18 protein-coding genes are annotated in these 23,788 nt (G+C 65.6%); 10 read left to right on the top strand and 8 right to left on the bottom strand.

The annotated features are described in order from the left end of the window. Positions 1–238 precede the first annotated feature (238 nt). From LU699_RS01700 to LU699_RS01690, 3 genes are read left to right on the top strand one after another with little or no spacing between them, the layout of a single operon-like run. Positions 239–1,360, top strand: coding sequence for an efflux RND transporter periplasmic adaptor subunit (locus LU699_RS01700; protein WP_232137652.1), 1,122 nt, complete (start codon positions 239–241; stop codon positions 1,358–1,360). Beyond that, a complete protein-coding gene (locus tag LU699_RS01695) occupies positions 1,360–4,866 on the top strand; it encodes an efflux RND transporter permease subunit (protein ID WP_232580462.1) in 3,507 nt (1,168 codons plus the stop codon). Before LU699_RS01700 ends, LU699_RS01695 begins: the two co-directional genes overlap by 1 nt. Beyond that, positions 4,863–7,949 carry an efflux RND transporter permease subunit gene (locus LU699_RS01690; RefSeq protein ID WP_232137649.1) on the top strand — a complete coding sequence of 1,029 codons (3,087 nt, stop codon included), beginning with the start codon at positions 4,863–4,865 and terminating at the stop codon, positions 7,947–7,949. The genes LU699_RS01695 and LU699_RS01690 overlap by 4 nt, the downstream gene beginning before the upstream one ends. Positions 7,950–8,730: 781 nt before the next feature. On the opposite strand, the gene LU699_RS01685 is transcribed toward LU699_RS01690, so the two are convergent. The 6 genes from LU699_RS01685 to ykgO form a co-directional block, all read right to left on the bottom strand. Further along, entirely contained in the window at positions 8,731–9,963 is a 1,233-nt protein-coding gene (locus tag LU699_RS01685; RefSeq protein WP_232138212.1) for a TraB/GumN family protein, read from the bottom strand. A gap of 4 nt (positions 9,964–9,967) precedes the next feature. After that, positions 9,968–10,498, bottom strand: coding sequence for a GNAT family N-acetyltransferase (locus LU699_RS01680; RefSeq protein ID WP_232138211.1), 531 nt, complete (start codon positions 10,496–10,498; stop codon positions 9,968–9,970). 5 nt (positions 10,499–10,503) lie between these two features. Further along, a complete protein-coding gene (locus tag LU699_RS01675; RefSeq protein WP_232138210.1) occupies positions 10,504–11,406 on the bottom strand; it encodes a carbon-nitrogen hydrolase in 903 nt (300 codons plus the stop codon). A gap of 212 nt (positions 11,407–11,618) precedes the next feature. Continuing rightward, positions 11,619–12,674, bottom strand: a complete 1,056-nt coding sequence (locus LU699_RS01670; RefSeq protein ID WP_232138209.1) for an agmatine deiminase family protein — start codon at positions 12,672–12,674, stop codon at positions 11,619–11,621. Between the two features lie 4 nt (positions 12,675–12,678). After that, positions 12,679–13,020 carry a hypothetical protein gene (locus tag LU699_RS01665; RefSeq protein WP_232138208.1) on the bottom strand — a complete coding sequence of 114 codons (342 nt, stop codon included), beginning with the start codon at positions 13,018–13,020 and terminating at the stop codon, positions 12,679–12,681. Between the two features lie 183 nt (positions 13,021–13,203). After that, the gene (gene ykgO, locus LU699_RS01660; protein WP_005913193.1) at positions 13,204–13,329 is read right to left on the bottom strand and encodes a type B 50S ribosomal protein L36; all 126 of its coding nucleotides are present in this window, start codon (positions 13,327–13,329) and stop codon (positions 13,204–13,206) included. A gap of 117 nt (positions 13,330–13,446) precedes the next feature. Here ykgO and cmk point away from each other — a divergent pair, with 117 nt between their 5' ends. The 7 genes from cmk (at position 13,447) to galU (ending at position 21,619) form a co-directional block, all read left to right on the top strand. Then, positions 13,447–14,124, top strand: coding sequence for a (d)CMP kinase (cmk, locus tag LU699_RS01655; RefSeq protein ID WP_232138207.1), 678 nt, complete (start codon positions 13,447–13,449; stop codon positions 14,122–14,124). 254 nt (positions 14,125–14,378) lie between these two features. Next, positions 14,379–16,067, top strand: a complete 1,689-nt coding sequence (gene rpsA / locus LU699_RS01650) for a 30S ribosomal protein S1 (RefSeq protein ID WP_232138206.1) — start codon at positions 14,379–14,381, stop codon at positions 16,065–16,067. Positions 16,068–16,130: 63 nt separating this feature from the next. Next, the gene (locus LU699_RS01645; RefSeq protein ID WP_096009334.1) at positions 16,131–16,433 is read left to right on the top strand and encodes an integration host factor subunit beta; all 303 of its coding nucleotides are present in this window, start codon (positions 16,131–16,133) and stop codon (positions 16,431–16,433) included. Positions 16,434–16,616: 183 nt separating this feature from the next. Further along, positions 16,617–17,795 (top strand): lipopolysaccharide assembly protein LapB, encoded by a 1,179-nt coding sequence (gene lapB, locus LU699_RS01640; RefSeq protein ID WP_232138205.1) that lies wholly within the window; start codon positions 16,617–16,619, stop codon positions 17,793–17,795. Further along, complete coding sequence (locus tag LU699_RS01635) at positions 17,796–18,797, top strand: MraY family glycosyltransferase (RefSeq protein WP_232138203.1); 1,002 nt, start codon at positions 17,796–17,798, stop codon at positions 18,795–18,797. It abuts the gene before it with no gap. Positions 18,798–18,809: 12 nt separating this feature from the next. Next, entirely contained in the window at positions 18,810–20,720 is a 1,911-nt protein-coding gene (locus LU699_RS01630) for a polysaccharide biosynthesis protein (RefSeq protein WP_232138202.1), read from the top strand. Further along, positions 20,717–21,619 carry a UTP--glucose-1-phosphate uridylyltransferase GalU gene (galU, locus tag LU699_RS01625; RefSeq protein WP_232138201.1) on the top strand — a complete coding sequence of 301 codons (903 nt, stop codon included), beginning with the start codon at positions 20,717–20,719 and terminating at the stop codon, positions 21,617–21,619. Before LU699_RS01630 ends, galU begins: the two co-directional genes overlap by 4 nt. A 364-nt stretch (positions 21,620–21,983) precedes the next feature. Here galU and tsf read toward each other — a convergent pair whose 3' ends face one another. Together tsf and rpsB are read right to left on the bottom strand one after the other, a co-directional pair. Further along, positions 21,984–22,862: a translation elongation factor Ts gene (gene tsf, locus LU699_RS01620; protein WP_232138200.1), complete on the bottom strand. Its 879-nt coding sequence runs from the start codon at positions 22,860–22,862 to the stop codon at positions 21,984–21,986. Between the two features lie 107 nt (positions 22,863–22,969). Next, the gene (gene rpsB / locus LU699_RS01615) at positions 22,970–23,788 is read right to left on the bottom strand and encodes a 30S ribosomal protein S2 (RefSeq protein ID WP_232138199.1); all 819 of its coding nucleotides are present in this window, start codon (positions 23,786–23,788) and stop codon (positions 22,970–22,972) included.

Here is a 23,788-nt window from a genome sequence, read left to right as displayed (position 1 = left end):
GCAATCCTGAATGGCTGAAAGTGCTGTCTGGGAAGCGATGCGATTGCGACCGGCAGGCGTTTTCTGCATGAACCGGTGCACAACCGGGCCAGTATAGCCACGGCCGCGTCGCAAACCCAATGCGCTGCAACATCGGCGCCGCCTTCGGACCGGAGGTCACCATGACCTATGGCGCATTCGGTGTCATGCACTGGTGATATACCTTGCTACAACACCGTAGGGGTCACATTGAATCCACATGTCCACACCGCATGCCTTCGCGTCCACGGGACGCGTCCTGACTGGCGTCATTCTCCTGTCCGCCGCCCTTGGCCTTTCCGCGTGCAAGGGAGGTGGCGATGCCCAGGCCAAGCCTGCCGACACCGCCGCGGCGCCAGTCCCGGTGGAGACGGAGATGGTCGCGCGCCGCAGTGTGGCTGCCAGCTACGTGGGCACGGCCTCGCTGGAAGTGCCGCGCGGCGCCGACGTGGTCGCCAAGACCTCGGGCATCGCGCTCGAAGTGCTGGTGGAAGAGGGCGACACGGTGCGCGCCGGCCAGCCTCTGGTCCGGCTCGATCCCGACCGTGCACGTCTGGCCGTGCTGCAGAGCCGCGCCACGATGGGCAAGCTGGAGAACAGCTACCGCCGCGCGCAGCAGCTGGTGGGCCAGCAGATGATCAGCGCCAACGATCTGGACCAGATCAAGTTCGACCTCGACACCGCGCGCGCGCAGCACGAGATGGCGCAGCTCGAACTGTCCTACACCGCGGTGACCGCGCCGATCTCGGGTGTGATCTCGCAGCGAATGATCCGCACCGGCAACTTCGTGCAGATCAACACGCCGATCTTCAGCATCGTCGACAACGCACGCATCGAAGCCACGCTCAACGTGCCCGAGCGCGAACTGCGCGTGCTCAAGCGCGGCCAGCCGGTACGTCTGCAGGTCGATGCGCTGCCGGGCGAAAGCTTCGAAGGCGTCGTCGAGCGCGTCGCGCCGATCGTCGAATCGCGCAGCGGCACCTTCCGCGTGGTCACCGCATTCGCCGGCAACGAGATGCTGCGCGCCGGCATGTTCGGCCGCATCCACATCGATTACGACCAGCGCGCCGATGCACTGGTGATTCCGCGCAGCGCGCTGCTCGACGAAGGCGACGAAACCGCGGTCTACACCGTGCGCGACGGCAAGGCGGTACGTGTGCCGGTGGAACTGGGTTACATCGACGGCAACCTGATCGAAGTCCGCAGCGGTCTCGAAGATGGCGACCCGGTGGTCACGGCCGGCAAGGTCGCGCTGCGCGAAGGCAGCACGGTGCAGGTGATCGGTGAAGCACCGGTCGCTGCAGCGCCTGCCGCCGTCGACGCCAAGAGCGACGCGAAGTAATGGCTGGCGCGCCGCACGACGGCCCCGCCGGCGACGGCCCGGCCGCGGATCCGCACGCCGCGCCGCCGGGACGTTTCGATCTCGTCGAGTTCTCCACACGTCGCCGGGTGACGGTGTGGATGGTCGCGATCAGCATGATGCTGTTCGGTCTGATCGCGCTGACCAACCTCAAGGTCAACCTGCTGCCCGACCTCAGCTATCCGACGCTGACCGTGCGCACCGAGTACACCGGCGCGGCGCCGTCGGAGATCGAAACGCTGGTCAGCGAACCGGTCGAAGAAGCCGTCGGCGTGGTCAAGGGCGTGCGCAAGCTGCGTTCGATCTCGCGCACCGGCCAGAGCGACGTGGTGCTGGAGTTCGCCTGGGGCACCGACATGGACCAGGCGAGTCTGGAGGTGCGCGACAAGCTCGAAACCCTGCAGTTGCCGCTGGAAGTCACGCCGCCGGTGCTGCTGCGCTTCAATCCCTCGACCGAGCCGATCCTGCGCCTCGCGCTGACCGCCGGCGAAAAAGGCGATGCGGTCGACGAACTCACGCGCATGCGTCGCTACGCCGACGATGACCTGAAGAAGAAGATCGAGCCCGTCGTCGGTGTGGCCGCAGTCAAGGTCGGCGGTGGTTTCGAAGACGAAGTGCAGGTCGAGCTCGACCTGCAGCAGATGGCGCGCATCGGTCTGCCGATCGAGAACGTGATCCAGCGCCTGCAGCAGGAGAACATCAACCTGTCCGGCGGCCGGCTCGACCAGGGCACGCAGCGGTATCTGGTGCGCACGGTCAACCAGTTCTCGAGTGTCGAGCAGATCGGCGAGATGCTGGTCGCCACGCAATCGGGCGGCGACAACAGCGCCGCGAACGCCGCGCAGCAGATGGCGGCGATCGCCGCGGCCAGCGGCTCGCAGGCAGTGCTCGCGGCAGCGGCGTCGGTGCAGAGCGCGTCGGGCGCAGGCAGCACGACGATCGCCGGCGGACGCGCGATCCGTCTGCGCGACATCGCCACCGTGCGCCAGGGCTTCAAGGAACGCGAAAGCATCATCCGGCTCGGCGGCGCCGAAGCGGTGGAGCTTGCGATCTACAAGGAAGGCGACGCGAACACGGTGTCGACCGCCGATGCGGTGCAGGCGCGGCTGGATGTCATCCGCAAGGAACTGCCGCCGGACATGACGCTGACCGTTGTCGACGACCAGTCGAAGTTCGTGCGCGCCGCGATCCACGATGTGCGCACCGACGCGCTGATCGGCGGCACTCTGGCCGTGCTGATCATCTTCCTGTTCCTGCGCAGCGGCTGGAGCACGCTGGTGGTGAGCCTGTCGCTGCCGATCTCGATCATCACGACGTTCTTCTTCATGGATCAGCTGGGCCTGAGCCTCAATGTCATGTCGCTCGGCGGTCTGGCACTGGCGACGGGACTGGTCATCGACGATTCCATCGTCGTGCTCGAGAGCATCGCCAAGGCGCGCGAGCGCGGGCTGGGTGTTCTGGAGGCCGCGATCACCGGTACGCGCGAAGTCGGCATGGCGGTCGTCGCGTCGACGCTGACGATCATCGCGGTGTTTCTGCCGCTGGTGTTCGTCGAAGGTATCGCCGGTCAGCTGTTCCGCGACCAGGCGTTGACGATCGCGATCGCGGTCGGCGTGTCGCTGCTGGTCGCGTTGACGCTGATTCCGATGATGGCGTCGCTCAAGGGCCGTCCGCCGATGGCATTCCCGGAGGAAGCGCCGCATCCGCAGTGGCATCCGGACAGCCGTTGGCAGAAGCCGCTCGCGGCGACCGGGCGCGGCATCGGCGCCGGGTTCCGCGGTGTGCTGTTCGGCATCGCCTGGGCGGTGGTGCGCGTGTGGCGCTTCATGTCGGGCGGCACCGGCCGGTTCATGGGCCGCGCCAGCGATCTGGCGATGGCGCCCTACAACCGCGCCGAGCGCAGCTATCTGAAGATGCTGCCGGCCGCGCTGTCGCGTCCGTGGCTGGTGCTGGGCGCTTCGACTGCGGTGTTCCTGGTCAGCCTGCTGGCGGTGCCGCTGCTCGGCACCGACCTGATTCCGCAGCTGGCGCAGGACCGCTTCGAGATGACCGCCAAGCTGCCGCCGGGCACGCCGCTGCGCGAAACCGACCGCATCATGCGCGAGGTGCAGCAGGCGCACACCGGCGAGGACGGCGTCGAACTGCTGTTCGGCGTCAGCGGCAGCGGTACGCGACTCGATGCCAATCCGACCGAGAGCGGCGAGAACATCGGCAAGTTGAGCATCGTGATGAGCGGTGGCGGCAGTCGCGAGTTCGAAGCGCAGCAGACCGAGCGCCTGCGCGAGACGATGCAGAAGTACCCGGGCGTCGCGGTCGATTTCGCACGCCCGCAGATCTTCAGCTTCTCCACGCCGCTGGAGATCGAGCTACGCGGGCAGGATCTCGAGGGTCTGGCCAAGGCCGGCCAGCGCATGTCGGAACTGCTGCGCGCCAATCCGCACTACGCCGACGTCAAGAGCACGGTGGAGCAGGGCTTTCCGGAGATCCAGATCGTGTTCGATCAGGAACGCGCCGGCGCTTTCGGCCTGACCACGCGTCAGATCGCCGATGCGGTGGTGCGCGCGGTGCGCGGCGAGGTGGCCACGCGCTACAACTTCCGTGATCGCAAGATCGACGTGCTGGTGCGTGCGCAGGAGAACGAACGCGATTCGGTCGACCGCATCCGCAATCTGATCGTCAATCCGGGCAGCGCGTCGCCGGTGCGTCTCGATTCGGTGGCCGATGTGATCGCGACGGTCGGGCCGAGCGAAATCCACCGCGCCTACCAGGTCCGCGTGGCGGTCATCTCGGCGAATCTGCGCGGCATCGATCTGGGCGCGGCGGTGAGCGAAGTACGGCAGATGGTGGCCGAGAATCCGCTCGGTCCCGAGGTCGGCATGCATATCGGTGGTCAGGGCGAAGAGCTCGCCGAATCGATGCGCTCGCTGCTGATGGCGTTCGCGCTGGCGATCTTCCTGGTCTATCTGGTGATGGCCTCGCAGTTCGAATCGCTGCTGCATCCGTTCGTCATCCTGTTCACCATCCCGCTGGCGATGGTCGGCGCGATCGGCGGCCTGCTGCTGACGGGCAATACGATCTCGGTGGTCGCCTTCATCGGGCTGATCCTGATGGTCGGTCTGGTGGTGAAGAACGCGATCATCCTGATCGACAAGGTCAACCAGTTGCGCGAGGCCGGCGTGGCCAAACGCGAGGCGCTGGTCGACGGTGCACGCTCGCGTCTGCGGCCGATCATCATGACCACGCTGTCGACACTGTTCGGTTTCCTGCCGCTGGCACTGGCCTTTGGTGACGGCGCCGAAGTGCGCTCGCCGATGGCGATCGTGGTGATGGGCGGTCTGGCGGTGTCGACCATACTGACCCTGCTGGTGATCCCGGTGGTCTACGACCTGCTGGATCGCAAGTCCGACGCGTACTACGCCGAACGCGGCCGTCGCGCACGTCTGGGCGCCGCCGCCGATCGTCCCGACGCGGAGGCCAGCGCGACATGAGCATCGCCGAGCTGAGCCTGCGGCGCCCGGTCACCACCATCATGTGTTTCATCTCGATGGTGGTGATCGGCCTGATCGCGTCGGTGCGCCTGCCGCTGGAAGCGCTGCCGGACATCTCCGCGCCGTTCCTGGTCGTGCAGCTGCCGTATACCGGCTCGACGCCGTCCGAGGCGGAGCAGAATCTGCTGCGCCCGGCTGAAGAGACGCTGGCCACGATGAGCGGCATCAAGCGCCTGCGTGGTCAGGCGACGTCGGACGGCGCATTCGTGGTGCTCGAGTTCAGCGACTGGGACCGCAACATCGCGATCAGCGCGTCGGAAGCCCGCGAGCGCATCGATGCGATCCGCAGCGATCTGCCCGATGATTTCCGCCGATATACGGTAGAGAAGTTCTCCACGAGCGATCAGCCGGTGCTTCGGATGCGCCTGGCGGCGAACGTCGATCTGTCCGGCAGCTACGAGCTCATCGACCGCCAGCTCAAGCGCAGGCTCGAACGTGTGCCCGGTGTGGCGCGCGTGGAGATCAACGGCGCGGCGCCGAACGAAGTCGAGATCGCGGTCGACCCTGACCGTCTGACCGCGCACGACATCGAACTCAATGCATTGGCGACGCGGTTGCGCGCGTTGAACTTCTCGGTCTCCGCCGGGCAGATCCTCGACGGCGGCCAGCGCCTGCGCGTGCAGCCGCTCGGCGAGATCCAGGATCTGCAACAGCTGCGCGACCTCGTCATCAACCAGCAGGGCCTGCGTCTGTCGGATGTCGCCGACGTGCGCATGAAGCCGCAGCGCATGGATTACGGCCGCCGTCTGGACGGCCGTGCCGCGGTGGGTCTGGAGATCTACAAAGAACGCGACGCGAATCTCGTCGAGGTGTCACGCAACGTGCTGGCCGAAGTTGACGCAGCGCGCGGTGAGCCGGGGCTCGAAGGCATCGACGTCAAGGTCATCCAGAACATGGGCGACGAGGTCACGTCCTCGCTGATGGAGCTGGTCGAAGCTGGCGCGATCGGTCTGCTGTTGTCGATCATCGTGCTGTACTTCTTCCTGCGCCACTGGCCGTCGACGCTGATGGTCACGCTGGCGATTCCGATCTGTTTCATCATCACCCTCGGCTTCATGCACTTCTTCGACGTCACGCTCAACGTGCTGTCGCTGATGGGCCTGCTGCTCGCGGTCGGCATGCTGGTCGACAACGCCGTGGTGGTGGTGGAGAGCATCTACCAGGAACGCGAACGCATGCCCGACCAGCCGTGGCTGGCGTCGGTGCTGGGCACGCGCCACGTTGCGATCGCATTGTCGGCCGGCACGCTGTGCCACTGCATCGTGTTCGTGCCGAACATGCTGGGCGAGACCAACCAGATCAGCATCTTCATGAATCAGCTGGCGATCACCATCTCGGTGTCGCTGCTGGCCTCGTGGCTGGTCGCGGTGAGCCTGATTCCGATGATGTCGGCGCGCATGAAGACGCCGCCTGCCGTCGCAAGCCCGAACGGCTTGATCGCACGCATGCAGCGTCGCTATGCGCGCATCCTGCGCTGGTCGCTGGAGCATCGCGGCGTGACCGTGCTCTCCATCCTGCTGGTGGTCGCGGTGAGTCTGGTGCCGATGACCAAAACCAAGTTCGACATGTTCGGCGACAGCGGCGGCGGCAAGGAAATCCAGATCTACTACCAGTGGAAGGGCAGCTACAACCTGCAGCAGCGCTCCGACGAAGTCCTGCGTTTCGAGACGTTCCTCGACGAGAACCGCGAGACCTACCGGATCAAGCAGATCTATTCCTGGTTCGGCGAGGGCAATGACTCGGGCACGGTCGTGACGTTCAATGACGATGTCGGCGACACACGCGCCTTGTCGGAAGCGATCAGCCAGGCATTGCCGAAGTCGGCGCGTGCCGAGGTCGGCGTGGGTGGCGGGCAGGGCGGTGGCGGTGGTGGCGGACAAGGCGGGCAGGGCGTGCAGGTGCAGCTGGTCGGTGACTCGACCCAGGTGCTGCGCGAACTCGCCGATGGCGTGATTCCGATGCTGTCCGCCAACCCCGCACTGCGCGATGTGCGCGTGGAAGCGGGCGACCTCAACCAGGAACTCACCATCCGCGTCGATCGCGACCGCGCGGCCGCGTTCGGATTCAGTGCCGATCAGGTCTCCAGCTTCATCGGCCTGGCGCTGCGCGGCAGCCAGTTGCGCGAGTTCCGTCGCGGCGAGGACGAAGTGCCGGTGTGGGTGCGCTTCGCCGGTGCCGAGGAGTTCAACCAGGCCGACATCGCCAGCTTCATGGTGCGCTCGCCCGATGGTCGCAGCGTGCCGCTGACGAGTCTGGTGGAGATGCGTGTCGAGCCGTCCGCCAGCCGCATCAGCCGCAACGATCGCCAGACCTCCCTGACCCTGCAGGCCAATCTTGCCGGCGAGACCACGATGCCGGACGCCCGCAAGGCGCTGGAGCAGGTGCTCGACACCGTCGCGTTCCCGGCCGGCTACGGCTACAGCTTCTCAGGCAGCGGCTTCGAGGACGACGCGGCGGCGAGCCAGCAGATGATGTTCAACCTGCTGATCGCGGTAATCATGATCTACGTGGTGATGGCGGCGGTGTTCGAATCGCTGCTGTTTCCGGCCGCGATCATGAGCTGCGTGGTGTTCTCGGTGTTCGGGGTGTTCTGGCTGTTCTGGCTCACGGGCACGTCGTTCACGGTGATGGCCTTCATCGGCATCCTCGTGTTGATGGGCGTCGTAGTGAACAACGGCATCATCATGGTCGAGCACATCAACAATCTCAGGCGCCGCGGCATGTCGCGGATCGATGCGCTGGTGGAAGGCAGCCGCGAGCGTCTGCGCCCGATCCTGATGACGATGGGCACCGCGATCCTGGCGATGATCCCGATCTCGCTCAGCGACACCGTCGTGCTCGGCGGTCTGGCGTACTCGCCGATGGCGCGCGCGGTGGCTGGTGGTCTGGCGTTCTCGACGGTGGTCAGCCTGCTGTTCCTGCCGACGATCTACGCGATTCTCGACGACATGCGGCATGGGAGTGTGCGGTTGATCCGGCGGGCGCGGGGTGTGCACGCCGAGCCTGCTGCTGCGGCAGGCTGATAAGCCTTCCAATATCCGGTGCCCTTGGGGCGCCGGATGTTCTGGCTTTGGCTTTCGATTTCAATCGAGCTGTAAAGCGAGCCGAGCATCGCAGGGCGACGGGGTCGAAGAGCAGCCCATGTCTGAGCGCAGCGAGTTTGGGCTGCGTGCCCCGTCGACCGAGAAGCGCAGGGGACCGCCGCGGCCGTATCGCGGAGGATCGCGTCCGGCGAAGACGGTTTTGCTTACTTTTGCCAAGACAAAAGTAAGCCGCGCGACAGCGCGGAAGCCCTGTCCTTGATCTTCGCGCACCGCGCGTTTTCGCTTCAGAACGCGCATCGCCGATGCAGAAGCCAAGGCTGGGATCAAAGAGCAGATCAATTGCACAGCTTTCGCCCGCTGCGCGTGCGAGTCCCTTTTGGATGGACCCAAAAGGAACCAAAAGGTCCCTTCGCCGGACGCGAGCCGATGCGATGAAGCCGCATCGGTGCCCTGTGCTCCTCGCCTGACGCGGCACGCAGCCCAAACTCGCTGCGCTCAGACATGGGCTGCTCTACGGCCACGCAAGGCTCCGGTGCTCGGCTCGCTCTACGGCTCGATTTCCAGGTCAAGAGCCAAGCGCAAAGCAACAGCAACAGCAACAGCAACAGCAACAGCAAAGCCTCAAGCCACACGCGAGAAGCGAGAAGCGAGAAGCGAGAAGCAAAGAACTACAGCAGAGCCAAAAAGCAGAAGCGCCCAAGCGTCTGGCGTGAACAGAAGGCGAAACTTTGCGCCCTAATTCGCGCGCCAAACGCACGCGTCAGCTGAGCACCTTGCCGGCAATCCGCAAACCCGCCACCCATACCCCGATACTCGAACCGACATTGGCGAGCAGGAAGCTCAGCAACGTGCGCGAGACGCGGTTGCGGTACCAGCCGCGGACCGTGCCGGCGTCGTCGCGCAATGACATGAAGTCGCTGTAGGCGGGTTTGCGCAGGTAAGCCTCGACCAGACCACTGAACAGACCGGGTGAGATACCCGGCGGACGGATAGGTTTCAGCGGTGCTGCGATCGCGGCGGCGAGGATGCCGAGCGGATGCGACAGCGCCGCCAACGCGCCGAGCGCGGCGAAACCGGCGGTGATCACAATCCATTCCTTGACCAGCTGGCGACCGAGTTCGGCGCCGCCCTGGTAGTAGCCCCAGCCGATCATCGCCAGGATCGCCAGCGTGATCGCGGTCATGACCCAACGGACGCTCGTGCCCTTGGGCGCGTGTTCGAGTTCGGCGGTCGTCGCGGCCGGCGCTTGCGCATCATCTGCGAGATGGCGCGCCAGACCGGCGAGATGTCCGGCGCCGACCACTGCCAGCACTTCGCGTGCAGTGCCGGCCTGCTCGCGCAGCTTCGCGGCCATGTAGCGGTCGCGCTCGGCGATGATTGCCTCGTAGAGTTCCGGGCTGCTCTTGGCGAATTCGCCGAAGCTCGATTCGAGCATGTCGCCCTGCTTGAGCTTCTCGATTTCCTCTTCGCCGAGTTCGTCGGAGGCCATCAGTCCGCCGAGCAGACTCCCGACCAGTTTCATGCGGCCGAAGAAGCCGAGCTTCTTCGACGCGCGCTTGAACGTCAGGCCGACATCGCGGTCGATCAGCGCGACCGGCAGATCGCGTTCGTTGGCCAGCGCGACCGCACGCTTGAGTTCGGCGCCGGGCTCGATACCGAGCTGCTCGGCGAGGCGACGCTGGTAGGCGGCGAGTGCGAGATTGGCGGCGAACAGTGCGACGCGACCCTTGCGGATCACATCGACGAGGTTGAGTTTGGCCAGCGCGTCGGGATCGCTGATCGCCTGCAGACGCTGCGCGTCGAGTTCGACCGCGACTGCATCGAACGCGCCACTACTGATCGCGTTCTCGACCGCTTCCACGCTGACCCGCGACACATGCGCGGTGCCGAGCAGGGTGTAGCGCACGCCGTCGCGTTCGACGATCGCGTGCGGCTGCGATTGCCAGGACGTGGCGCCATCGGGCGTCAGCGCGCCGGTCATCGGTTCGGTCATCGGGTCATTCGTCTTCAGGAGGAGTGGCGGCGCCGTCGCCGAGGGCGCGCTGCATCAGGATGGTGTCGAGCCAGCGCCCGTGCTTGCGGCCGGAGCCGGGGAGCACGCCGACGGTCTCGAAGCCGAGGCGCTGGTGGAACTGCACGGATGGCCCGTCGAGCGGCGGGCCGATCACCGCCATCATCTGCCGGTAGCCACGCTGCGTGCAGAGCTCGATCAACCGCTCCATCAGCACGCGTCCGATGCCGTGGCCATGCTGCGCGTGTTCGACGTAAACCGAGCTCTCGACGGTGAAGCGGTAGCCGATGCGCGTACGGAATCCGCCGGCGTAGGCGTAGCCTGCGAACACGCCGTCGCGGATCGCGACGATGTACGGATAACCGGCCGACGTGATCGTCGACCAGCGCCGCCGCATCTCGCCGACGTCGGGCGCGTCGTATTCGTAGGTCGCCACGCCGTCCGCGACTTCGCGACTGTAGAGCGCGGTGATGGCGTCGAAGTCGGCCTCGACGGCGTCGCGGAGTTCGAGGGTCATCGGGATCAGTCGATATATCGCTTGAGCAGGTCGCCGTAGGCGTCGATGCGACGATCGCGCAGGAACGGCCAGATGCGGCGCACGTGTTCGCTGCGGCCCAGATCCACTTCGCAGCTCAGCACGGTCGGCTCGGTCCCCGCTTCGGCGAGAAACTCGCCCTGCGGACCGAGTACGTGGCTGTTGCCCCAGAAGTCGATTCCGGACGCGCCGATCGGCGACGGCTCGTGGCCGACGCGATTGCACGACAGCACAGGCAGGCCGTTCGCGACTGCATGGCCGCGATGGCTGAGGATCCAAGCATCGCGCTGGCGCTTCTTCTCGTCGTCGACGTCGGTCGGATCCCAGCCGATCGCAGTCGGATACAGCAGCAGGTCCGCACCCGCAAGCGCCATCAGTCGCGCGGCTTCCGGGTACCACTGGTCCCAGCACACGAGCAGGCCGAGCCGGCCGACCGAGGTGTCGATCGGCTTGAAGCCGATGTCGCCCGGAGTGAAGTAGAACTTCTCGTAGAAGCCCGGATCGTCGGGGATGTGCATCTTGCGGTACTTGCCCGCCGTGCTGCCGTCCGCGTCGAAGACCACGCCGGTGTTGTGGTACAGCCCCGCAGCGCGGCGCTCGAACAGGGAGCTGACCAGCACGACCTTGTGCTGCTTCGCCAATGCCGCAAGACGCTCGGTGCTCGGGCCGGGAATCGGCTCCGCGAGATCGAATTCGTCGACCGACTCGTGCTGGCAGAAATACGCGCCGTTGTGCAGTTCCTGCAACAGCACAAGCTTCGCGCCCTGTTTCGCGGCTTCGGCGACGCGCGCTTCGATGATCGACAGGTTGGCGTCGGCGTTGCCGGTGCCCTGGTCGATGACGGCGCGCTCCTGGATCAGCGCGACAGGCAACGTGGTCTTGCGGGACATGGATTCGAATCCTCGGGGGATGGCGACAATGCTAACGCGACGCGATGTGCGGGCAGATAAACGCGTCGCCGCGCGCGGCGTCGCATGCAGGATCCATTACGTGCGACGCCTGCCCCTGATCGGACGCGACCCGCGTCAGGCGCGCGTATGGAGATCGGATGAGCGGGGCCGGCCTGAAGTCCGCATTACGGACTTCGGGCGTCTGTCCCGTATCAGCCGGGGAGGTCGTCCCGCAGCAGGCCGACCGGCAACTGCATCGTGATGCAGTGCAGGCTGCCGTTCTGCCAGATCAACGGGCGACACGGCACCTGCACGATCTCGCGGCCGGGATGCGCCTGCGCGAGCACGGCCGCCGCGGCGTCATCCGCCGGATCGCCGTAAGCCGGCATCAGCACCGCGCCATTGAGGATCAGGTAGTTCGCGTAGCTCGCAGCAAGACGGCGGCCGTTGTCGAGCACCGGCTGCGCCCACGGCAGCGGAAACAGGCGATACGGCGCGCCATCGCGCGTGCGCAGCGCGGCGATCTCGTCGGCCATCGCCTGCAATTCTGCGTGGTGCGGATCGGTGACGTCATCGCAGGCCTGGAACACGATCGCGTCGTCCGGTGCGAAGCGGGCGAGGGTGTCGATATGGGCGTCGGTGTCGTCGCCTTCGAGGTAGCCGTGATCGAGCCACAGAACGCGATCCTGCGCCAGCCAGTCCGAGAGCTTCGCCGTCAACGACTCACGCGATGCATCGGGATGGCGTTCGTGCAGGCAGCGCCAGGTCGTCAGCAGCGTGCCGGCGCCGTCGGTTTCGATCGCGCCGCCCTCGAGTGCGAAGTCGATCTCGCGCCGCTGCGCATCGCCGGCGAACACGCCGGCGCTGTGCAGATGACCGACCAGCAGATCGTCCTGGATCGCTTCGAACTTGCCGCCCCAGCCGGTGAAGCGGAAATCGTTGAGCAGGAACGCGTCATCGCCACGGCGCAGCGAGATCGGGCCCGAGTCGCGCAACCAGGTGTCGTCGTACGCCGCTTCGACGAAACGCACGCGCGTCATGTCGATGCGGTTCGACGCCAGACGCACGTAGGCGTAGCTCTGGATGTCTTCATCGGGCACGCAGATCACGACGGGCTGGAAGCGGGTGATCGCCGCGACCAGCGCGATGTACGTGTCTTCGACTTCGCCCAGGCGGGCGGCCCAGTCGGTGTCTTCGTTCGGCCAGGCGATCAGGATCGCGGACTGGGGTTCCCACTCCGCGGGGAAGCGCAATGCGTGTTCGGTCATGGACTCAACGGATGGCGGGCTTGGGGCCGATCTCCGACGCCGTGGCACGGTTGGCGACGGTATCGATGACCCGGTTCCGCTCGAAATAGACGGTGAAAGTGGGATAGACCCAGCGGTTGATCGTCGGCCACTGGCGCTTCTGGCCGCCGCGTGGATCCATGCGCTCGCTGGGCACGCCGAAGCGGGCTTCGACATCGGCCATCGACATGCCGCGCGTCGGCACGCCGGCGCCGGTGGCCTGCTTGGTGCGGTCGACGAGCAGCGTGTCTGCAGAGGCGGGCAGGCTGGCGAGCAGCGCGCAGCTCAGCGCGGTGCCTGCGAGGATCGAAGCGAAGGAACGCGACATGGCGGTGACTCCTGGGCAGGACAGCGATGGGATGGCGAAAGCGCCGCAATGGCGCACGCGCCTGTTTAGCAGAATTCGCGCGACGGTGATGCCGACGCGGGGCAATGGGCGCCCCAAACGAAGAAAGGCCGCATCGCTGCGGCCTTTCTCGCGTGCACACCGCTTGCGCGGCGGCAACGCGTCTTAGCGCTGACGCGCCTTGAAACGCGGGTTGGACTTGCAGATCACGAAGACCTTGCCGCGGCGACGCACTACCTTGCAATCGCGGTGGCGGGTCTTCGCCGACTTCAGGGACGACAGGACCTTCATGGTGAACCTCTGGGATGGGATACAAACAGCAAGCCGGCTATTCTAGCGGCTCTTTCCCCCACGATTCAAGCGCTTGGGTGTTCGCCCGCGGACATGGCCCCGGCGCAGGAGATGCAGATGACGGCGACGGTGCCGGTTTTGACGATCGACGGGCCTTCGGGTTCCGGCAAGGGCACCATCAGCCGCGCGGTCGCGCAGCAGTTGGGTTGGCATTATCTCGATTCGGGCGCGCTGTATCGCGCGGTCGGCGTGGCGGCGGGCTGGGCCGATCTGGACCTCGACGACGGCGGCGCGCTCGTGCGCTGCACCTTCGATACCACCATCGGCTTCGATGAAGGCGGCGACGAGCTGCGGGTGCTGGTCAACGGCCACGACGCCACCGACGAGCTGCGGACCGAAACCGCAGGGGCCGCCGCCTCGGCGATTGCCGCGATTCCCGAGGTCCGCGCCGCGCTCAAGGACCGCCAACGTGCATTCAGAGTGGCGCCGGGCCTGGTGGCCGACGGCCGCGACATGGGCACGGTGATCTTCCCCGATGCGGGCTGGAAGGTGTTCCTGACGGCGAGCGCCGAGGAGCGGGCGGACCGGCGCTATAAGCAGTTGAAGAACAAGGGGGTTTCGGTGACAATGGACGGTCTGCTGCGCGAGATCCTCGCCCGCGACGCCCGCGATGCCAACCGTGCGGTGGCGCCGTTGCGGCCGGCCGAAGACGCCGTCCGGATCGACACCACCGGCCAGGGCATCGAAGCCGTCGTCGAACGGGTGCTCGCGTTGCTCCCCGCACGCAACGTCTGACCGGATCCAGGGTCGGGCGTCTGCTGCAGGCTGGGGTGGTCCGTTCGGGACCGCTTCGGCGTTGTTGAAAGTGTCATGTGCCACCGCTGCATCGCTGCACCCATGTCGGCGTCCGGACTCGTTCCGGTCGCCGGTCCATTCACCTCAACACTCACGGCCCTGCAATCCCGCGATGGCCGACCAACGGGTGGACTGCCGGCACTCCGCGCTGACAAGGCGCCGCCACGCAGTCTGAGTCAACCAGGTATCTACCAATGACCGAATCATTCGCAGAACTGTTCGAAGCTAGCCAGACCAATCTGGCCAAGCTCAAGCCGGGCTCCATCGTCACCGGCATCGTCGTGCAGGTCCGCACCGACGTTGTCGTGATCAACGCCGGCCTGAAGTCGGAAGGCATCGTGCCGATCGAACAGTTCCGTAACGACGCAGGCGAGATCGACGTCGCGGAAGGCGACACCGTCAAGGTGGCGCTGGACTCGCTCGAGAACGGCTTCGGCGAGACCGTGCTGTCGCGCGAGAAGGCCAAGCGCGCCATGGTGTGGGACGAGCTCGAGGAAGCGCTCGAGAAGAACGAAACCATCACCGGCCGCATCAGCGGCAAGGTCAAGGGCGGCTTCACCGTCGACATCAAGGACGTCCGCGCATTCCTGCCGGGCTCGCTGGTCGACGTGCGTCCGGTCCGTGACCCGGTCTACCTCGAGGGCAAGGAACTCGAGTTCAAGCTGATCAAGCTGGACCGCAAGCGCAACAACGTCGTCGTCTCGCGCCGCGCGGTTGTCGAGAGCGAGCACTCGGAAGAGCGCGAGCAGCTGATGGAGAAGCTGGTCGAGGGCGCGGTGCTCAAGGGCGTCGTCAAGAACCTGACCGATTACGGCGCGTTCGTGGACCTCGGCGGCATCGACGGCCTGCTGCACATCACCGACATGGCCTGGAAGCGCGTGCGCCATCCGTCTGAAGTCGTGGAAGTGGGCGCAGAGCTCGACGTCCGCGTGCTGAAGTACGACCGCGAGCGCAACCGCGTCAGCCTCGGCCTGAAGCAGCTGGGCGAGGATCCGTGGGACAACATCGCCCGCCGTTACCCGTCCAACACCCGCGTGTTCGGCAAGGTCTCCAACGTCACCGATTACGGCGCATTCGTCGAGATCGAGCCGGGCGTCGAAGGTCTGGTGCACGTGTCCGAGATGGACTGGACCAACAAGAACGTCAACCCGTCCAAGGTGGTGCAGGTCGGTGACGAACTCGAGGTCATGGTGCTCGACGTCGACGAAGAGCGTCGCCGCATCTCGCTCGGCATCAAGCAGGTCACCTCGAATCCGTGGGAGACCTTCGCGGCCATCCACAAGAAGGGCGACAAGGTCGACGGCCAGATCAAGTCGATCACCGACTTCGGCATCTTCATCGGCCTGGACGGCGGTATCGACGGCTTGATCCACCTGTCCGACATCGCGTGGAACTCCACCGGCGAAGACGTGGCACGCGCGTTCAAGAAGGGCGACACCGTCGAAGCCGTCGTGCTGGCGGTCGATCCGGAGCGCGAGCGCATCTCGCTGGGCGTCAAGCAGCTCGAGCAGGACCCGATGGGTCAGTTCATGGCGACCACGCCGCGCGGTTCGAAGGTCACCGGCACCGTCAAGGAAGTCGATGCCAAGGGCGCCGTCGTTGATCTGGGTGAAGGCGTGGAAGGGTATGTGCAGGCGCGCGACATCAGCGACCAGCGCATCGACGATGCCAGCCAGCACCTGAAGGTCGGTCAGGAAATCGAGGCCAAGTACTTCGGCGTCGATCGCAAGACCCGCGTCCTGCAGCTGTCGATCAAGGCGAAGGACGAGGCGGAAACCGCCGAGACCCTGGCCGAGTACAACAAGCAGGCTTCGGAAGCGTCGAGCGGCACCACCAAGCTGGGCGCGCTGCTGCGCGAGCAGCTGGGCAACAAGGGCGAGTAAGCCTATTCGGCGCCGACCCGGGCAACCCCCGGGTCGGCGCTGTCGCATCTGCAAGAACGAGACATGACGAAGTCGGAACTCATCGAACTGCTGACCCAGCGTCAGGCGCATCTCAAGGGCGAGGACGTCGACCTTGCGGTCAAGGCCATGCTCGAAATGATGGGCGGCGCACTGGCGGCCGGCGATCGGATCGAGGTCCGTGGTTTCGGCAGCTTCTCGCTGCATTTCCGTCCGCCGCGCACCGGACGCAACCCGAAGACCGGCGATGCCGTCGCGCTTCCGGGCAAGCATGTGCCGCATTTCAAGCCGGGCAAGGAACTGCGCGATCGCGTCAGCGACGTACAGCCGATGCCGGCCGAAGACTGACCGCCACACGGCGGTCCCATTTTCTTTTCCACGCACCTGCGGATCGCCGCATGGTTGGCGTGCAGGATCGGCAAGCGGGTAGGATCGTCGACGCACCGTCGGCGGGGGCGCGCATTGCGCTTTGATGTCCATCGCCGGCCCGGGTCGCGCGTTCGCGGCCGATCCATCGATGGAGCGTGATCCATGGCGTTTGTGACCGAGTGGTTCTGGTTCTTCCTGTTGCTGCCGATCGCGGCCCTCAGTGGCTGGGTGATCGGCCGCCGCGGCGGCGAGCGCCACAGCGATACCCAGGTCAGCCGTCTGTCGACGACGTATTTCCGCGGCCTCAACTATCTGCTCAACGAGCAGCCGGACAAGGCAATCGAACTGTTCCTGCATATCGCGGAACTCGACAAGGACACCTTCGAAACCCAGGTTGCGCTCGGGCATCTGTTCCGGCGGCGCGGCGAAGTCGATCGCGCGATCCGCCTGCATCAGGGGCTGGTGCAGCGGCCCGATCTCAACGACCAGCAGAAGGTCCAGGCATTGCTCGCGCTGGGCGAGGACTACATGAAGTCCGGTCTGCTCGATCGCGCGGAGACGGTGTTCACCGATCTGGCGCGGATCGATCAGCGCGCGCCGCAGGCGCTGCGCCATCTGATCGGTATCTACCAGTCCGAGCGCGACTGGCCGAAGGCGATCGAAAACGCCACGCGTTACGAGACCGCGACGGGCGAGCCGATGGGCAAGCTGATCGCGCAGTTCGAATGCGAGCTCGCCGATCGCCTGCGTTCCGCTGGCGACACCGATGCGGCGCGCAACGCGGTTCAACGCGCATACGCGGCGGACTCGGGCTCGGTGCGCGCCGGCATTCTCGAAGGCCGCATCGAAATCGATGCCGGCAACGACCCCGCCGCGATCCGCGCGTTCGAGCGTGCGGCGCGCCACGATGCAGACTTCCTGCCCGAAGTCCTGCCGCCGTTGCTGGCGGCGTACGAGCGTGTCGGTGACGTGCCGGGCGCGCGTAATTTCCTGTCGCAGATGACCGAGCACTACAAGGGCGTCGCGCCAGTGCTGGCGCTGACGCGGCTGGTCGAGCAGGAAGAAGGCGTGCACGCGGCGCGCACTTATCTCGCGCGCCAGCTCAAGGATCGCCCCTCGGTGCGCGGCGAAGCGGCGCTGATCGATCTGACGCTGGCTGATGGCGTCGACCATGTCGGCACGCTGCAGGAGCTGCGCCTGATCACCGAACAGCTGCTGGTGCGCAATCCCAGCTACCGCTGCAAGCAGTGCGGCTTCGGCGCGCGCAGCCACCATTGGCAATGCCCCAGTTGCAAGGAGTGGGGCACGATCAAGCCGCTGCTCAACTACGCCGTGGTCTGAGTGCCGGCATCTCTGTTTCTCATCGCGACGCTGTGCGTCGGCGCGTGTCTGGCCGCATTCGCGTTCACTGCGCTTGCGCGACGCTATGCGCTGGCCCGGCACCTGGTTGATGCGCCCGGCGAACGCCGCAGCCACACTGTAGTGACACCGCGCGGTGGCGGCGTCGCGATCGTGGCGGTCGTACTGCCGGCGATGATCTGGCTCGGAATCGCGGGGCAGAGCCTCTCGCCTGTGTTCCTGTTCGGCACCTGTGGCCTCGCGCTGGTGGCCACGATCGGCTGGATCGACGATCACCGTCCACTGTCGCCCTGGGAGCGGTTGGCGGTGCATATCCTCTCGGCCGCGCTGCTCGCGATCGGCGTCGCGTTGTCAGGCCAGCCCGTGTGGTGGGCGATCATCGTCATGGCGCTCGCCTTGGGGTTGATCAACGTCTGGAACTTCATGGACGGGATCAACGGCCTGGCGTCGACGCAGATGATCCTCGTGGCGCTCGGGTACCTGCTGCTAGGCCTCGTAGGCGAGGGCACACTTCTAGCCTGTATCGTCGCGGCGGCCTGCGCAGGCTTCCTGCCCCTCAACTTTCCTAGGGCGCGGATCTTTCTCGGCGACGTCGGCAGCGGCGCGCTGGGGTTTCTGGCCGCCTGTCTGATCGCGCTTGCGCCTGCACCTGATCCTGCCGCGTCCTTGCTTTGGCTGCTGCCCATCAGCGCCTTCCTGATTGACGCGGCTTTGACATTGCTGTCGCGCATCATCCGCGGCGAACGGTGGTGGACGCCGCACGTACAACATATGTACCAGCGGTGTGTGCAGGCGGGCCACGCCCATGCCGTCGTGACAGGTGGTTATGCCGCCTGGACGCTGCTGTCGATCCTGGTCGCCATCTGGATGGCAGGCGCGCCGCAACCCGTTATCATCGGAGCCTTCGCCACGTGGTATCTCCTCGGTGTCACCATCTGGCTCACTTTCCGTATCCGGCATGTACGTCGGACGCGCCTGTCGTAAGGAAGCGGCTGGATGATTGACCTCAAGGCCAGGATTGGCGTCCTGGGGCCGCGCGTGGCCGTCGTGCTGCACGACCTGAGCATGGTGTGGCTGTGCTGGATCGGCCTGCACCAGTTCCGTCACTCGGTGATGGAGAGCTCCCCGACATTCGCATTCTGGTCGCCCGAGATCGCGTTGATCCTGCTCGCGCAGGGCCTGATCTTCTGGCGTGTCGGTCTGTATCGCGGTGTCTGGCGCTTCGCCAGCGTTCCCGATCTGATGAATATCGTGAAGGCCTCGGTGCTGGGTCTGCTCACGATCATGCTGGTGCTGTTCGTCTACAACCGGCTGAATCTGGTTCCGCGCACCGTCCTGATCACGTATCCCTTGCTGCTCGCGGCCCTGCTGGGCATGCCGCGACTGCTGTATCGCGCGTGGAAGGATCACGGCATGACGCGGACCAGCCAGTCCGCGGTGCGTGTGCTGATCCTGGGCGCCGGGCAGGCAGGCGAAACACTCGTGCGCGATCTGCGACGCACGGGTGCCTACGACCCTGTGGGCTTTCTCGATGACGCGCCCAAGCTGCGCGGCAGCCAGTTGCAGGGTGTGCCGGTGCTGGGTCGTATCAGTGATGTCGAGCAGGTGGCGCCGGAGACGGCCGCCAAGCTGCTGGTCATCGCGATGCCATCGGCGGATGCGGCAGCGATGCGCAAAGTGGTCGAGGCGTGCGAGCGCACCAATCTCCCCTTCCGCACCGTACCCAAACTCGACGATCTGCTCGAAGGTCGATCGCTTCCCGGCGAACTCAAGGAAGTCGCAATCGAGGATCTGCTCGGTCGCAAACCTGTCATGCCCGACTGGAAGGCGATTCGCGCGTGGCTGCGTGGTCGCAGCGTGCTGGTCACGGGCGCAGGTGGATCGATCGGTTCCGAGCTGTGTCGCCAGTGCGCGCGCAATGGCACCGCGCAGATTGCGCTGGTCGAGATGGACGAGCTCGCGCTAACCCGGATCGAGGGCGAGCTGCGTCGGGATTTCCCGCGGATCACGCTGGTGCCGGTGCTCGGCGATTGCGGCGATACGGCGGTGATCGAACACGCCATGCGGCTGTCTGCGCCGGACGCGGTGTTCCACGCCGCAGCCTACAAGCAGGTGCCGGTGCTGGAGGCACAGCTGCGCGAGGGTGTGCGCAACAACGTGCTCTCGACGCGCGCGGTCGCGAATGCAGCGATTGCGCACCAGGTCGGCACCTTCGTGTTGATTTCCACCGACAAGGCGGTCGATCCGGTCAACGTGCTCGGTGCGACCAAGCGTCTGGCCGAAATGGTCTGTCAGGACCTCGCAGGCGATTCGTCTACAGATTTCATCACCGTACGATTCGGCAACGTGCTCGATTCGGCTGGTAGTGTGGTGCCGTTGTTCCGCGAGCAGATCCGTCGCGGTGGTCCGGTGACCGTGACCGATCCGGAAGTCACCCGTTACTTCATGACGATTCCCGAGGCCTGCCAGCTGATCATGCAGTCGGTAGCGATCGGCTCGGCGCAGGCGGTGTATACGCTCGACATGGGCGAGCCGGTCTCGATCCGCTTGCTGGCCGAGCAGATGATCCGCCTCGCGGGCAAGCATCCCAACCAGGACGTCGCGATCGTCTATTCCGGGCTGCGTCCGGGCGAGAAGCTGCACGAAACCCTGTTCCACGCTGACGAACGGTATCGTCCCACCACGCATCCGAAGATTCTGCTTGCCGAAGCCCGTACCGTGCATGCGGAGCGGCTCGCGGCCGCGCTGGTGAAGCTGACGGATGGTGTCGCGCGCTACGACCTGGAGCTGCTCGCCACGTCGTTGCGCGAGGCTGTGCCCGAGTTCGCGCCGCTGCAATCGCGGTCCACGCATAATGAAGGTGCGACGATCGTCGCGTTCCCCCCACGACACGCGAGACATACATGACGCAGAGGATCCGCAAGGCGGTGTTTCCCGTTGCAGGACTCGGGACACGCTTCCTGCCGGCGACCAAGACGGTACCCAAGGAAATGCTGCCGATCGTCGATCGGCCCCTGATCCAGTACGCGGTGGACGAAGCCATCGAAGCGGGCTGCGACACGCTGGTGTTCGTCACCAACCGCTACAAGCACGCGATCGGTGACTACTTCGACAAGGCCTATGAGCTCGAGGATCGTCTCGAAGCGGCAGGCAAGCATGAGCTTCTGGAGAAGGTCCGGCGTCCGCTGCCCGACGGTGTGCAGGCGATCTTCGTAACCCAGCCCGAGGCGCGTGGTCTCGGTCACGCCGTCCTGTGCGCACGTGCGGTCATCGGTAACGAGCCCTTCGCGGTGATGCTGCCGGACGATCTGCTGTGGAACCGCAACGGCGACGGTGCGCTGCGTCAGATGGCGGACGCGCACGAGGCGACCGGCGCGAGCATGATCGCCGTGCAGGACGTGGCGCGTGAGCAGACCGCCAGCTACGGCATCGTGGCGACAGATGCGTTCGAAGGTCGCCATGGCCGTATCAACGCGATGGTCGAGAAGCCCAAGCCCGAAGATGCGCCCAGCACGCTGGCCGTCGTCGGTCGGTATGTGCTCGACGGTCGCATCTTCGAGCTGCTCGAGAACACGAAGCCGGGCGCAGGTGGCGAGATCCAGCTGACCGACGCGATTGCGGCGCTGCTCGCCGAGCAGCCCGTGCACGCCTACCGGTTCAAGGGTGTCCGCTTCGACTGCGGCACGCATCTGGGCTTGATCGAGGCGACGATCCGCTACGCGCTCGACAACGAGAAGCTCAGTGAGCCTGCGGCCGTGCTGATGCGCAATGCACTCCAGGAGCTCGGCGTCCGCGAGCTGGAGTGATGCGCGCTGTCACGAGGTGATGGAAACGCCCGGTTTTGCCGGGCGTTTCCGTATCTGCGTTCTTCGCCGGTGCCAGTTGCCGGCCCAACTCGAAGCATGCGGAAAGAAAGCATGCCCTGTCTTTCAATGGCAGGGATCGGCGGCAGAATTCGTTCCAACGTCCGAGCGTCGCGGAATCTGGGTTGCGGTTCGCTGACGAACATCGATAGGCAAATGCATCCGCGCGTAGTCCACCCACGCCGCTTTACAAGAGCGCCTGTCGCTTTGCTTCTGAAGACGCACAAAAAGAAACGCGCCCTTGCGGACGCGTTTTTTCGATCGGACCACACAGTCGACGCCGCAGCGTCGACCGGTGCGAGACGAATCAGGCCAGGCCGGCCTGCTTCATCACTTCGGCGGCGTAATCTTCGACCACCTTCTCGATGCCTTCGCCGACGGCCAGGCGCTGGAAGCCGATGACTTCGGCGCCGGCAGCCTTCAGCACGGCTTCGACGGTTTTGTCGGTGTCGAGCACGTACGGCTGGCCGTACAGCGTGACCTCGTTGACGATCTTGTTGATCTTGCCGCTGATGATCTTCTCGAGGATGTCGGCCGGCTTGCTCTTGTCCTTCTCGGACATCTTGGCCAACTCGATTTCCTTTTCCTTCTCGACGAATTCGGTCGGGACGTCGCTCGTCTTGTTGTACGGCGGGTTCATCGCGGCGACATGCATCGCCAGACCACGTGCCAGTTCGACATCGCCGCCCTTGAGCTCGACCAGCACGCCGATACGGCCGCCGTGGACGTAGGCCGCCACGTTGTTCGTGCTCTCGACGCGCACCAGGCGACGGATCTGCAGGTTCTCGCCGACCTTGGCGATCACTGCGGCGCGGATCTCTTCGATCGTCTCGCCAGACTCGACCTTGGCAGCCTTCAGCGCGTCGGCATCGGCAGCGCCGGAGGCCAGCGCGGTCTGGGCGACGACATCGGTGAAGCGCAGGAAGTTGTCATCCTTGGCGACAAAGTCGGTCTCGGAGTTGATCTCGACCAGCACGGCGACGCTGTCGTTCTGCGCAGCCGCGATGCGGCCTTCGGCGGCGATGCGGTCAGCCTTCTTGTCGGCCTTGGCCAGACCCGACTTGCGCAGCGCTTCGGCGGCGGCGTCGATGTTGCCTGCGGTTTCGCTGAGTGCCTTCTTGCACTCCATCATGCCGGCGCCGGTGCGCTCGCGCAGTTCCTTGACCAGGGATGCGGTGATTTCCATTGGAGACCTCTGAATTCGGGGGTTGTCGTGCGGGCCGGGCCCGCTTCACGGAATCGACGCCGAAGGCGCGAATATCCGCGCACGGCGCGATGCGCATGTCGCGGCGGTTACTCGGCCGCAGGTGCTGCCGGTGCGGCGTCCGCTGCAGGCGCAGCGTCTTCGGCCTTCTTGCCGCGCGGGGCGCGGGCCGGCTTCTCGCCACCTTCGACGAACTCTTCCTCGCGCACGGTCGCCGCGCTCGGGGTCGCTGCCTTGCCTTCCAGCACGGCGTCGGCCGCGGCGTTCGCGTACAGCTGCACGGCGCGGATGGCGTCGTCGTTGCCCGGGATCGCGTAGTCGACCAGGGCCGGATCGTAGTTCGTGTCGACGACCGCGATCACCGGGATGCCGAGCTTCTTGGCTTCCTTGATGGCGATGTCTTCATGGCCGATGTCGATGACGAACAGGGCGTCGGGCAGACGGTTCATGTCCTTGATGCCGCCCAGCGAGGCTTCCAGCTTGTCGCGCTCGCGGCGCAGGCCCAGCACTTCGTGCTTGACCAGCTTTTCGAACGTGCCGTCGGTTTCAGCTGCTTCCAGCTCCTTCAGGCGCGACACCGACTTCTTCACCGTGGCGAAGTTGGTCAGCGTGCCGCCGAGCCAGCGCTGGGTCATGAACGGCATGCCGCAACGCTCGGCTTCTTCCTTGATCGCTTCGCGCGCGCTGCGCTTGGTGCCGATGAACAGGATCATGCCGCGCTTCTGCGCGATACCCGAGATGAAGTTCATCGCGTCGTTGAACAGCGGAACGGTCTTCTCGAGGTTGATGATGTGGATCTTGCCGCGGGCACCGAAGATGTACGGACCCATCTTCGGGTTCCAGTAACGGGTCTGGTGACCGAAGTGGACGCCGGCTTCGAGCATCTGGCGCATGGTGATCTGGGGCAT

Source organism: Luteimonas fraxinea (genome assembly GCF_021233355.1).
Lineage (GTDB): Bacteria > Pseudomonadota > Gammaproteobacteria > Xanthomonadales > Xanthomonadaceae > Luteimonas > Luteimonas fraxinea.
Note: the sequence above shows the minus strand (reverse complement) of the source record. Positions and strands in the feature narration are given on the sequence as shown.